This window comes from Chryseobacterium sp. PTM-20240506, from assembly GCF_048296755.1.
GTDB lineage: Bacteria > Bacteroidota > Bacteroidia > Flavobacteriales > Weeksellaceae > Chryseobacterium > Chryseobacterium proteolyticum.
The window spans coordinates 2,782,057-2,795,758 of sequence record NZ_CP182581.1; the positions used below are offsets into that span (position 1 = coordinate 2,782,057).

General features: G+C 38.9%; 8 protein-coding genes, 2 tRNA genes and 3 rRNA genes. All 13 read right to left on the reverse strand.

Going from position 1 to position 13,702, the window contains the following annotated elements; genetic code table 11:
- Nucleotides 1-142: 142 nt before the first annotated feature.
- Nucleotides 143-251 (reverse strand): 5S ribosomal RNA (rrf, locus tag ACNFU2_RS12285).
- Between the two features lie 161 nt (nucleotides 252-412).
- Nucleotides 413-3,167: ribosomal RNA gene (locus ACNFU2_RS12290) — 23S ribosomal RNA — on the reverse strand.
- Nucleotides 3,168-3,339: 172 nt separating this feature from the next.
- A tRNA-Ala gene (locus ACNFU2_RS12295) sits at nucleotides 3,340-3,413 on the reverse strand.
- Between the two features lie 86 nt (nucleotides 3,414-3,499).
- Nucleotides 3,500-3,573, reverse strand: a tRNA-Ile gene (locus ACNFU2_RS12300).
- A gap of 214 nt (nucleotides 3,574-3,787) precedes the next feature.
- A 16S ribosomal RNA gene (locus ACNFU2_RS12305) occupies nucleotides 3,788-5,304 on the reverse strand.
- The 16S, 23S and 5S rRNA genes sit together here with 2 tRNA genes alongside, the layout of an rRNA operon.
- 717 nt (nucleotides 5,305-6,021) lie before the next feature.
- A complete protein-coding gene (locus ACNFU2_RS12310; protein WP_418121905.1) occupies nucleotides 6,022-6,705 on the reverse strand; it encodes a hypothetical protein in 684 nt (227 codons plus the stop codon).
- Nucleotides 6,706-6,711: 6 nt separating this feature from the next.
- Entirely contained in the window at nucleotides 6,712-7,575 is an 864-nt protein-coding gene (rfbD, locus tag ACNFU2_RS12315; protein ID WP_418121907.1) for a dTDP-4-dehydrorhamnose reductase, read from the reverse strand.
- Nucleotides 7,575-8,060: an acyl-CoA thioesterase gene (locus tag ACNFU2_RS12320; protein WP_172281071.1), complete on the reverse strand. Its 486-nt coding sequence runs from the start codon at nucleotides 8,058-8,060 to the stop codon at nucleotides 7,575-7,577. The genes rfbD and ACNFU2_RS12320 overlap by 1 nt, the downstream gene beginning before the upstream one ends.
- Before the next feature lie 69 nt (nucleotides 8,061-8,129).
- Nucleotides 8,130-8,633 (reverse strand): OmpH family outer membrane protein, encoded by a 504-nt coding sequence (locus ACNFU2_RS12325; protein WP_172281073.1) that lies wholly within the window; start codon nucleotides 8,631-8,633, stop codon nucleotides 8,130-8,132.
- A gap of 65 nt (nucleotides 8,634-8,698) precedes the next feature.
- Nucleotides 8,699-9,253: an OmpH family outer membrane protein gene (locus tag ACNFU2_RS12330; protein WP_172281075.1), complete on the reverse strand. Its 555-nt coding sequence runs from the start codon at nucleotides 9,251-9,253 to the stop codon at nucleotides 8,699-8,701.
- A gap of 7 nt (nucleotides 9,254-9,260) precedes the next feature.
- The gene (gene bamA / locus ACNFU2_RS12335) at nucleotides 9,261-11,816 is read right to left on the reverse strand and encodes an outer membrane protein assembly factor BamA (RefSeq protein WP_273649870.1); all 2,556 of its coding nucleotides are present in this window, start codon (nucleotides 11,814-11,816) and stop codon (nucleotides 9,261-9,263) included.
- 29 nt (nucleotides 11,817-11,845) lie between these two features.
- On the reverse strand, nucleotides 11,846-12,595 hold the full coding sequence (locus tag ACNFU2_RS12340; protein WP_418121910.1) for an isoprenyl transferase: 750 nt from the start codon (nucleotides 12,593-12,595) through the stop codon (nucleotides 11,846-11,848).
- 5 nt (nucleotides 12,596-12,600) lie between these two features.
- Nucleotides 12,601-13,494, reverse strand: coding sequence for a DUF6089 family protein (locus tag ACNFU2_RS12345; protein ID WP_172282395.1), 894 nt, complete (start codon nucleotides 13,492-13,494; stop codon nucleotides 12,601-12,603).
- Nucleotides 13,495-13,702 lie beyond the last annotated feature (208 nt).

Here is a 13,702-nt window from a genome sequence, read left to right on the forward strand (position 1 = left end):
TGATGATTGATCTTTTATCATTTATAATTCATCAATGATCATTTATCTTTTATTCCTATGGTATGGTAGGTATAGATATGTATAGGTATAGTTATAAAACAAAAAAGTCTCATACAAATTCATGTATGAGACTTTTAATAAAAACTGGCGGCGACCTACTCTCCCGCTTGTCGCAGTACCATCGGCGCTGGTGGGCTTAACTTCTGTGTTCGGAATGGGAACAGGTGAGCCCCACCGCTAAAACCACCCTAAAGAAGGTATATAAGATATCAGAGGCTAGATTTCAGATTTCAGACTCATTATAAAGTCTGTCATCTGATGTCTTGTATCTGACATCTGTTTTATCGGTAAATTTCATCACAAAGGCAAAACCAGTATTGCACTTATAAGACTTGAACTAGTGTAACCTATAGGCTATAAATCTACGGGTAATTAGTACTACTCGGCTATGCTGTTACCAACTTTACACCTGTAGCCTATCAACGTGGTCATCTCCCACGACCCTTAAAAGATGTCTCATCTTGAGGCGAGTTTCGCACTTATATGCTTTCAGTGCTTATCTCTTCCAAACATAGCTACTCAGCGGTGCACCTGGCGGTACAACTGATACACCAGAGGTTTGTTCAATTCGGTCCTCTCGTACTAGAATCAAGCCCTCTCAAACATCTAACGCCCGCAATAGATAGAGACCGAACTGTCTCACGACGTTCTGAACCCAGCTCGCGTGCCACTTTAATGGGCGAACAGCCCAACCCTTGGGACCTTCTCCAGCCCCAGGATGTGACGAGCCGACATCGAGGTGCCGAACCTCCCCGTCGATGTGAGCTCTTGGGGGAGACTAGCCTGTTATCCCCGGAGTACCTTTTATCCTATGAGCGATGGCCCTTCCATACGGAACCACCGGATCACTATGTCCTGCTTTCGCACCTGATCGACTTGTAGGTCTCACAGTCAAGCACCCTTATGCCATTACACTCTACGCACGGTTACCAAGCGTGCTGAGGGTACCTTTGAAAGCCTCCGTTACTCTTTTGGAGGCGACCACCCCAGTCAAACTACCCACCACGCAATGTCCTTCCTAAAGGAAGTTAGGCTCCAAGTAAGTAAAGGGTGGTATTTCAACGTTGACTCCACAAACACTAGCGTGCCTGCTTCATAGTCTCCCACCTATCCTACACATTACTTACTCAAAGTCAATACGAAGTTATAGTAAAGGTTCACAGGGTCTTTTCGTCCCATTGCGGGTAATCGGCATCTTCACCGATACTACAATTTCACCGAGCTCGTGGCTGAGACAGTGCCCAGATCGTTACACCATTCGTGCAGGTCGGAACTTACCCGACAAGGAATTTCGCTACCTTAGGACCGTTATAGTTACGGCCGCCGTTTACTGGGGCTTCAGTCAAACGCTTCGCTTACGCTAACGCCCTTCCTTAACCTTCCAGCACCGGGCAGGTGTCAGACCCTATACAGCATCTTTCGATTTAGCAGAGTCCTGTGTTTTTGATAAACAGTCGCCTGGGCCTCTTCACTGCGGCCACCATTGCTGATGGCGTCTCTTCTTCCGAAGTTACGAGACTATTTTGCCTAGTTCCTTAGCCACGACTCACTCGAGCACCTTAGGATTCTCTCCTCGACTACCTGTGTCGGTTTTGGTACGGGTTGCTTCACTTCGGCTTTTCTTGGAAGCACTTTCCCTGCAGCAGCTTCGCCCGAAGGCTAGGCCTTGACTATTCCGTCAGTCTCCAGCAGGTACGGCACTCCGTCCCCTTTTTAGTGTGAGCAAGTATGGGAATATTAACCCATTGTCCATCCACTACCCCTTTCGGGTTCGCGTTAGGTCCCGACTAACCCTCAGCTGATTAGCATGGCTGAGGAAACCTTAGTCTTTCGGTGAGGGGGTTTCTCGCCCCCTTTATCGTTACTTATGCCTACATTTTCTTTTCTGTCCGCTCCACAATACCTCACGATACTGCTTCGGCGCAAACAGAATGCTCCCCTACCAGATGTACAATGTACAAATCCATAGCTTCGGTAATATGTTTATGCCCGATTATTATCCATGCCGGACCGCTCGACTAGTGAGCTGTTACGCACTCTTTAAATGAATGGCTGCTTCCAAGCCAACATCCTAGCTGTCAATGCAGTCCAACCGCGTTGCTTCAACTTAACATATATTTGGGGACCTTAGCTGTTGGTCTGGGTTCTTTCCCTCTCGGACATGGACCTTAGCACCCATGCCCTCACTGCTGATCAACATTTATTAGCATTCGGAGTTTGTCAGGAATTGGTAGGCGGTGAAACCCCCGCATCCAATCAGTAGCTCTACCTCTAATAAACTTATAATCAACGCTGCACCTAAATGCATTTCGGGGAGTACGAGCTATCTCCCAGTTTGATTGGCCTTTCACCCCTACCCACAGGTCATCCGAAGACTTTTCAACGTCAACCGGTTCGGTCCTCCACTCTGTGTTACCAGAGCTTCAACCTGCCCATGGGTAGATCACAAGGTTTCGCGTCTAATCCTACTAACTATCCGCCCTATTCAGACTCGCTTTCGCTCCGGCTCCGGACCTGAAGTCCTTAACCTCGCTAGTAAAATTAACTCGTAGGCTCATTATGCAAAAGGCACGCCGTCACCCAACTTGTGGGCTCCGACCGCTTGTAGGCGTACGGTTTCAGGTTCTATTTCACCCTTCTATTCGAAGTGCTTTTCACCTTTCCTTCACAGTACTTGTTCACTATCGGTCTTTCAGGAGTATTTAGCCTTGGAGGATGGTCCCCCCATATTCAGACAGGATTTCACGTGTCCCGCCCTACTCATTTATCATCTATATATACCTTTCGAATACCGGGCTATCACCGTCTATGGCCGCACTTTCCAGTACGTTCTTCTAAATATATAAAGACTTTTGGGCTAATCCGCTTTCGCTCGCCACTACTTACGGAATCTCTTCGATTTCTTTTCCTCCGGGTACTTAGATGTTTCAGTTCTCCGGGTTTGCTCCTCTTACGAGGTAATACATCTTCAATGTATTGGGTTGCCCCATTCGGACATCTGCGGATCAATTCGTGTGTGCCAATCCCCGCAGCTTTTCGCAGCTTACCACGTCCTTCGTCGCCTCTGAAAGCCTAGGCATCCGCCATACGCCCTTAACGATTTCTTTCCTATTTTTAGGTTACTCAAGCACTTATAAGTGCTCGGTTTTCTCTTTGTGATGTCTTTACCGTTAATGTCAATGATCTTTATTTCTTCTGTATTAATGTAAAACGTATTCATGTATCAATGACGGCTCTCGTCATGAGGTTTACATGCTTCTTTTTTACATATACAAACTGTGGAGAATAAGGGAGTCGAACCCTTGACCTCCTGCGTGCAAGGCAGGCGCTCTAGCCAGCTGAGCTAATTCCCCCTCTAGTAGACTTCAGATATCAGATCCTAGATCTCAGACTTAATGTCTCATGTCTTATATCTGATCTCTTCCCGTCTTATAATTAGTAGTCTCGGGCAGGCTCGAACTGCCGACCTCTACATTATCAGTGTAGCGCTCTAACCAGCTGAGCTACGAGACTTTGTTTTAGATGTTAGATTTTAGATATCAGATGTTAGACTAATCTCTAACTTCTAATTTCTAACTTCTTTTCTAAATCTCTTCCCTTTTACTAATTTCTAGTGGGTGTTGTATTTTTTTATATATCAACCAAATAAAAAACTAAAGCTTCTCTTTAAGTAAGTACATGGTACACTTAAGTACCTTTATTTTGTTTAACGTTCTTCAACGCTCTAAAATGAGATGTTCCAGCCGCACCTTCCGGTACGGCTACCTTGTTACGACTTAGCCCTAGTTACCTGTTTTACCCTAGGCAGCTCCTGTTACGGTCACCGACTTCAGGTACCCCAGACTTCCATGGCTTGACGGGCGGTGTGTACAAGGCCCGGGAACGTATTCACCGCGCCATGGCTGATGCGCGATTACTAGCGATTCCAGCTTCATAGAGTCGAGTTGCAGACTCCAATCCGAACTGAGACCAGCTTTCGAGATTAGCATCCAGTCGCCTGGTAGCAGCCCTCTGTACTGGCCATTGTATTACGTGTGTGGCCCAAGGCGTAAGGGCCGTGATGATTTGACGTCATCCCCACCTTCCTCTCTACTTGCGTAGGCAGTCTCACTAGAGTCCCCAACTGAATGATGGCAACTAGTGACAGGGGTTGCGCTCGTTGCAGGACTTAACCTAACACCTCACGGCACGAGCTGACGACAACCATGCAGCACCTTGAAAAATGTCCGAAGAAAAGCCTATTTCTAAGCCTGTCATTTCCCATTTAAGCCTTGGTAAGGTTCCTCGCGTATCATCGAATTAAACCACATAATCCACCGCTTGTGCGGGCCCCCGTCAATTCCTTTGAGTTTCAAACTTGCGTTCGTACTCCCCAGGTGGCTAACTTATCACTTTCGCTTAGTCTCTGAATCCGAAAACCCAAAAACGAGTTAGCATCGTTTACGGCGTGGACTACCAGGGTATCTAATCCTGTTCGCTCCCCACGCTTTCGTCCATCAGCGTCAGTTAAGACATGGTAACCTGCCTTCGCAATTGGTGTTCTAAGTAATATCTATGCATTTCACCGCTACACTACTTATTCCAGCTACCTCTACCTTACTCAAGACCCGCAGTATCAATGGCAGTTTCATAGTTAAGCTATGAGATTTCACCACTGACTTACGAGTCCGCCTACGGACCCTTTAAACCCAATAAATCCGGATAACGCTTGCACCCTCCGTATTACCGCGGCTGCTGGCACGGAGTTAGCCGGTGCTTATTCGTATAGTACCTTCAGCTACCCTCACGAGGGTAGGTTTATCCCTATACAAAAGAAGTTTACAACCCATAGGGCCGTCATCCTTCACGCGGGATGGCTGGATCAGGCTCTCACCCATTGTCCAATATTCCTCACTGCTGCCTCCCGTAGGAGTCTGGTCCGTGTCTCAGTACCAGTGTGGGGGATCACCCTCTCAGGCCCCCTAAAGATCATTGACTTGGTGAGCCGTTACCTCACCAACTATCTAATCTTGCGCGTGCCCATCTCTATCCACCGGAGTTTTCAATATCAAATGATGCCATCTAATATATTATGGGGTATTAATCTTCCTTTCGAAAGGCTATCCCCCTGATAAAGGTAGGTTGCACACGTGTTCCGCACCCGTGCGCCGCTCTCTAGATCCCGAAAGATCTATACCGCTCGGCTTGCATGTGTTAGGCCTCCCGCTAGCGTTCATCCTGAGCCAGGATCAAACTCTCCATTGTATGTTTGTCTGACTCACTCAAAGTTTTGACGCTTTAGTTTTTCCTTACTTGGTTGTTATATTGTATTTCAATGATCTCTCTTCTTCCGCTTTTCTCTAAAGCTTTTTTTCTGTCGTTTTTGCTTTAGATTTGCGAGTGCAAAAGTAATTAATGTTTCTGAACTGACCAAATGTTTTTGAAGAAAATTTTAAAGTTTTTTCTGTAACCTTAATCCCTCTCTAACACTTATCTCAATTTTACTCCGCGCTCCCTTAATTGGGACTGCAAAGATACAAACTTTTCTCAATTTTCAAAATAAATTATTATTTATTTTTTTTTTAATCTTTCGTTTATAATTACTCTCTTCTGCGCTACCTACTATCTCTCGTTTTCAGTGGGGCAAAAGTACACCTTATTCATCACATAATCCAAATCATTTTATACTTAAATTCATATTTAGTTCATATTTGATCTTAACTCGCTGATAAGCAACTTAAAAAATTTCAATGCTTTTTTCTGGGTTTAGAGTGATAAAGGTAAAAACATAGGAGAAAACTGCTATAACAAGGGAAAAGGGAAAAATTAAAATCTAATAAAAGACGGGATTTTATCAAAAAGAAAAGTATAAAAGATGAAGAGACGGGTAAATACTAGATAAAGTTTACATATAGTATATATAAAAGAAAAACGACCTCTATGAATTTGAGGTCGTTTTTTATGCAAACAAGAAGATCCTTCTTATTTAGAATCTAATTTGGTATATATTAAACTTAAAAATTCAGCAAAAGATTTTTCCAGTCCAATAATATCACCTGATTTAAGGTTTAATCCACCAACTCCGGTATTATCAGATTTTACTTTAAGAGCTGACACCTGGAAATACTGATTGGTTTCATTTGCCTTAGGCTGAATTTTGATCGTCGAGCCTAATAATTTCCTCGTAGATATGGTATACACTTCACCCGGAACAACGTCTATTACAAAAAAAGATCTTGGAGATAATAAATAGTCTTTCTTATTAACACTAATTTTTTGATCTTTATCCGAGGATGCAAACAAAAATATATGATCTGTTTGTGAAACAAATTTTTCTTTTGGCAAATAATATAAATTCAATTTATAATTTGAAGGATTAAAAGCCTGATGAGATCCATCTACATTGTTAAAAGGCTGTAAAGAAATTGCATTTGCTCCGATTTCTTTTGCTTTTTTAAATATCATAGAAAAAACAGCAGCATCGTCTTTCGAAAAACCACGCACTTCAACTTCTCCCAGATATTGCGCATCTTTTATTTCCTCTTTAATTTTAAATAAAAATTTATCTGAGTTATCATTTGTTTTCTCAACTTTTGTTAAATACACATTTTGTGCATTAAAAAAATGAATGGCAAAAACAAAAATTACAATTGCAAGGTTCTTCATAGATATTTATTGTTGTGAAAGAATGCTAACACATTCTTCAAGACTATTCTCCCAATGTTTGGGTTCAATTTTATAAACTTCTTCAATTTTGTCTAAGCACATTGTACTTCTCTTAGGTCTTTTGGCCGGAGTAGGATATTGTTCAGTAGTCAGTGCATTTAATTTAACTGAAGATTCTGATAATTCAGCAATTTTTTTTGCAAACTCATACCAGGTGGTTTCAGGATAATTTGAAAAATGGAAAACACCAAAGTTCTTACGTGAGGTTTTAATAATATCCATAATGGCCTCTGCAAGATCATTTGCGTTAGTCGGTTGTCCGAATTGGTCTGCTACAATTCCCAACTCATCCTTTTGCGAAAACAAGTTCAGCATGGTTTTTACAAAATTCTTATTGAATTCAGAATACAGCCAGGAGGTTCTCAGGATAATTGTTTGAGGGTTAATTTCCAATGCAAGTTCTTCTCCTCTTAATTTAGATGCTCCATATACCCCAATCGGATTTGTAAAGTCATCTTCAGAATAGCATAAATTTGTTTCTCCATCAAAAACATAATCCGTAGAAACATGTATTAAAACTGTTTTATGTTCAGAACATGCCTGGGCAAGATGTGCTACCCCATCAGCATTTACTGCAAATGCTTTTTCTTTCTCTTTTTCAGCCAGATCTACCGCTGTATACGCTGATGCATTGATACAGAAGTCCGGCTTATTATCGTAAAAGAAGGTGTCTACCTGGTCTTCATCTGTAATATCAAGGGTCTGGGAGTCCGTAAAAATAAATTCATAATCACTTTCAAAATCAGGGGCTATTTTCCTTATACAATTGCCTAACTGACCATTACTGCCTATAACAACTATTTTCTTCATTATGGATTTTTTGCGTTTTGGGATCTTAAAAACTTAACTCTTGATTGAAAATCTTTTTCTTCTAAATCTACGTAGAACTTATGGAAAATTTCTTTAATATCTTCAGGATGTATATCTGATTTTCTTGTTTTAACATTAAAATAAATTACGGTAACCCATAAAACAGCATGAATTGTACTTTCATCAAGACTCTTCATAAGAATTTCAACTTTTGCAGTTCTGTCCTGTATGTCGATTGTTTTGCTGCTGATTACAACCTGGGTATTGTATCTTACTTCTTTCAGGTATGCTATTTCATTCTGTATAGCAATCCAGGTACAGCCAGTTTTTTTGGTGTACTCTTCATAAGTAAAGCCATAAAATGTTTCAACGTGATCTTCTCTCGCATTAAACATATAATCCAAATACTTTACATTATTGAGATGCCCGATAGGATCGCAATCACTGAATCTGACTTTTACCGTTGTTGATACTTCTTTTTCCATTTGGCAAAAATAAAAAAACCACCCCTAAAAGAGGTGGTAAGTTTTATAAATGTTTGTTAATTTGTTAGATTATTGAACACCTAATTCTTTTTTTACAGCTGGAGTCGCATCCGGACCTCCTTTGTATACAAATGCGGAAGAGTTTGCATCCATAATGAAATCATATCCTGCAGCTTTAGCTACTTTAGATACAGCCTCGTTTAGTTTCTTCTCAATAGGCTCGTAAGCTGCATCTTGTTTAGCCACAAAATCTTTCTGAGCTTTATCGTTCATTTGTTGAATTTCTTCTTGCATTTTAGCTAATTCAGCTTCTCTTGCTTTGTTTTCATCGGCAGTTTTCTTAGGAGCTTCCTCAGAATATTGCTTTAATTTAGCTTGTCCAGCATCTGCTTTCTTTTTGATCTCAGCTTGCTTAGTATCTAAGAAAGTCTTTAAGTCAGCATCAGCCTTTTTCTTTTCAGGCATTGCGTTAAGAACACCTATAACATCTAAAGTAGCAATTTTTTGAGCTTTTGCCATACCTACAGATACAACCATCATTACTGCTGCAAATAATACACTTAATTTTTTCATAATTGGTAAATAAATAATTTAATTTGTTTTAGATTTTTAATTTCAGTAAAAGTTAATTCCATCGATTACTTTTTACCTCTTGTATTAGTTTTTTCTTTCTTTTCTGTTCCTTTTAAAAGAATGTCTAGTACTTTGTCTGTATAGTCATATCTTTTTTGAAGAAAAATAACATTAATGTTATTGCTTTTATCAAGAACTATGCCCAAGCCATTTTTCTCGGACATGGTTTTTACAGCATTCCAAATTTGATCCTGAAAAGGTTCAACGAGATTAGATCTCAATTTTGTAATCTCCCCGTTTGTTCCAAAGCGTAAACTTGTTGTTGTTTTAATGTTTTTGTCGAGATCCATTACTTCCTTTTCTCTCAGTTTGAGCTGGTCTCCAACTAATAATACTCTCTCATTTTCAAATGCAGATCTTTTCTTTTCATACTCAGCATTCAAACTCTGAAGTTCCGATTCCCAAGTATCAATCTGCGAATTTAATCTTGCTTCTGCCTCTTTATATTGTGGAAGCTTGTTCAAAATATATTCTGTATCAACTACTCCAATTTTCTGCGCATTGCTAAAACTGAAGAGCAAAAATAATACAAATGTGAAAATGATTTTAATTTTTTTCATGTGATCATTATAATGATTGGTTCATTAAGAAGTGTGTCTTCCATCCTGAAGGCTCTGATGAGTTTATTGGTTTATCAAATCCATAAGCAAAATCAAATCCGATCAATCCAAATGCTCCCATATATACTCTTACCCCTACACCCACTGATCTTTTTAACTGGAAAGGATTGTAGCTTCCCCATGAGTTCCAAACGTTACCTCCTTCAGCAAAGGTTAGTGCATAAATTTTTGCTGTCTGATTTAATGATATCGGATATCTTAGCTCTAATGTAAATCTATTATAAATGGTACCTCCTCCTTGTGGAGTGATATCTCCCTGAGTACCATCTCCTCCGTAAGTAGAAGCATTTTCATAACCTCTTAAAGGAATTAATTCCCTACCGTCATATCTTCCTCCGAAAAGCCCGGTTCCTCCCATATAGAATCTTTCGAAAGGTGGTGCTCCCAACTGCTTGTTATAACCATCCATGAAGCCCATTTCGGCAGAAGACCTTAGAACTAACTTACCTGCAATTTCGTTATAAACATCAGCTTTGAATTTAATTTTATAAAATTCCATCCACTTATATTTATCCGTAGGCGACATTGTAGAATAGTCTTTATTACTAAACAATGAATATGGTGGAGTTAACTTCGCAGAAAGTTCGATATTGGAACCCATTGTAGGGAATATCGGGTCGATACCTGCAGAGTTTCTGCTTAGTCCTAAGTTTAAACTTAAGTTATTGGCAGTCCCGTAATTCTCTGTAGTTCCACCAAAGTCAAATGGGTAGTTTTTGAAATCATATTTCTGGTACTGAATCCCAGTATACAATGAGAAATAATCATCCGGCCATTTCAATAGCCTGTTTAACCCAACAGATGCCGAAAAAATGTTCAATCTTGATGCGTCAGTACTTGTCGTTGTAACTGACGTACTATATCTAACAATTGAGTTATTAATACTTACAGAAAGTGCCGTTGGCTTTGTTCCGAATAACCATGGTTCAGTAAACGACACCCCATAATTCTGAAAATATTGTCCGGCCTGAGCCTGAATAGACAGGGTCTGTCCATCTCCCTGAGGTACAGGTCTGAAATCCTTAAACTTCAGGAAGTTCTTTAAAGAGAAGTTATTAAAGGTTAAACCTAATGTTCCGATAAAGCTATTTCCTCCATATCCCGCTTGTAGCTGTACTTGTGAGGATCCTTTTTCAACAAGTTTCCAGTTGATGTCTACTGTATTGTCCTGCTGATTTGGCTGGATATCCTGACCGATCTGTTGCGGATCAAAGAAAGACATACCTGCTAAATCAAAATAAGTTCTTTTGATTTCGGTTTTCTTAAATAGCTCCCCTGGTTTTGTTCTTAATGCCCTCAGAATTACGTGGTCATGAGTTGTTGTATTTCCTTGCCAAGTAACTCTGTTCCAAGTTGCCTGTTCTCCTTCGTTTACTCTGATTTCCAGATTAATAGAATCACCAGATACTGATTTTTCAACAGGGGTTACATTAGAGAAAAGGTAACCATTATTCATGTATACCGATTTGATATCGGAATCATCCTCCTTACCTCCATCTTCTCCAACTTTTTTGTTGAAACCTACTGCATCATAAATATCTCCTTTTTTATAACCGAGAAGTCTTTGCAGGTATTCTGTGGCATATACTGTATTTCCGGTAAAAGTGATATCTCCGATATAGTATTTTTTACCTTCTTTTAATTTTACGTTGATTTCGTAATTATTTCTTTTATTTCTCCAAACAGAATCGGATACGATAGCAGCATCTCTATAACCTAATGAGTTATAATAGCTGATCAGGCTTTGTTTATCTTCCTGATATTTATCTTCGATAAATTTTGAGGATTTCAAGATACCACCGATCCCAAATCTTTTTTGTTTGGTTTCTTTAAATGCTTTGTTTCTAAGTTTAGAATCGCTCACATTTTCGTTCCCTTCGAACTCAATATGATCAATCTTTACTCTTTTGCCTTTATCTACATTGATGGTCCAGTCCACTAATGCAGGGTCATTTGCATTTACTTTATCCTGAATGGAAATCTTTGCATCTGCAAACCCCTTCTTAATATAGTCTTTAGGAACATTTGTTTTTAGGCTTGAAACTAAATTCTGTGTAATTTTAGTTCCCGGCTTAAGGTTATTATCCTTAGCTAGTTTCTCGCTTTTTGACTTTCCAATTCCTTTACCGGAAAATTTAACTTCTCCAAGTTCTTTTAAGTCCTGCAAGTAAAATTTCAAAACTACTGTTTCTCCTTCAATACTTTGAACATAAACCTCTACTTCTGAAAATGATTGGGTATCCCAAAGCTTTTTGATAGCATTGCTAACTTTTTGTCCGGGGATATCCACACTTTCTCCTTTAGATAATCCTGTAAATCTTAAGATTTGTGCAGGTGTATATTTCTTAACCCCATCTACAACAATGTCTTTAAGAACGTAGGTTCCTGTTTGGTTTTCTGCATGCACAGGGTTATTCACTTTTGTGCTATCCTGTGGAGTCACCTGTCCATAAAAATGTGCAGAAGCAACAAACATGATGATGGGTAATAGTCTAAACTTCATTTTATCGTAGTCTTTCTTTTCTTTAAATTTTACTGGATTTTTATTTGTTCGCCGGTTAGGCCATATCTCCTTTCTTTGTTTTGATAGTCTACAATACATTGGAAGAAAATATCTTTTGTGAAATCTGGCCACAGAACATTTAAAAACTGGAGTTCTGCATAGGCGATCTGCCAAAGAAGAAAATTACTAATTCTTATTTCACCACTGGTTCTTATTAATAAATCGACAGGTGGAAAATCTTTTGTATAGAGATAATTTTCGAATAATTTCTCATCAATATTCTCTACATTCACCTTGCCTTCTTTTACATCAGAACTTATATTTCTCACGGCATTCAGGATCTCGTTTTGCGAGCCATAGCTGATCGCTAATACTAAATTACCTTTTGTGTTTTCTTTTGTTAATTCCACCACTCTTAGCAGCTGCTCTTTTACAAGAGGTGGCAGCTTATCCAGATTCCCAATAACATGCATTCTTAGACCTTTGCTGAAGATTTCTTCCGCTTCCAGCAATAATGTTTCAGTAAGCAAATTCATTAAAGTATTTACTTCATCGCTCGGCCGGTTCCAATTCTCCGAAGAGAATGTATACAATGTTAAATATGGGATATTGATCTCATTACACGCATTAATGGCATTTCTTACAGCATTAATGGCATTTTTATGACCAAATGTTCTTTCTTCACCACGAGATTTTGCCCATCTTCCATTGCCATCCATAATGATAGCAACATGTTTTGGTAAATTCTCTGAATTTATTTTATCTTTAATCAACGACATACTAATTACTCACAATAACACGGAGGTCTTCCAAAGGAGAATGTAAGACCTAAGCTAAAGGTATTCATCCAATCCTTAGATTTTGTATCTCCAACATTTCTTCCATTAACAAATGCAGCTTCTCTTTCTTTTGAAACAGCATAATAATTTCCTGTTTGCAATAAAGACCCTCCTGTTGTAGGATTTACTATATCTCCATTATAGGTAGATACAACATCTTTAGTTAATATTTTACTATGATCCAACTGATCTGTTAATGTATATCTAAACGTAGCTTCCGCAAATATTGCCCAGCTATGGTTAAATTTATATTTTAATCCGACTCCAAAAGGAATATGCATTGTTACTTTCTTACCCAGAGAATATTCTGCTCTTGTAGTAAAATCCCTTTCATTAATCGGAGCTTGTGCTACTCCATCTGCATCTCTTCTAAAGTCATTCACTAAAGTCGCTTTAGGAGCATCAAACATTAAACCTCCAATACCCCCAAATATATAAGGGCTAACCATACTTATCTGCTCATTATTTACCGGGAAAAAATTATATTCAAATACCAAACTTGCTTCATATACATTATTCTTTCCAAATGAGTTTCTATTTCTTCTATAATCTTCTTTCGCTGCTTTATCACTGAACTGTACCTGATTATAACCTAAATCTAGTCTAACAGTTTGGTAGGGATTAAAATTAAATCTATATAATATACCACCATAAAATGGAACTCCCCAATCTGATGCTCTGCTTAAATCCAACGGCTTTTGTAAAATATAACTCGTACTTCCTATATCACCCACTAGGTTACTCATACCTAGACGAACTCCCAATTCGTTTCTTTGTGCTTTCACACCAGTCATTGTTCCAAGGACGGCCAGGAAGCTAAATAATAATTTTTTATTCATAAAAGAATATGGATTTATGGTTATTTTAAAATTTAATTTTTGCAAATATAAAACATTTTTATATTAATGATATTCTTAATGTTTAGTTAAAAACAAACAAAAAAACATAATTTGTTATAAAGTAAACGACAAAGTACCGAAAATATTCTTTTTTTAATAGAATCAATAAAAGCCTTATATAATAAACCCTCATTAAATGAGGGTTTAA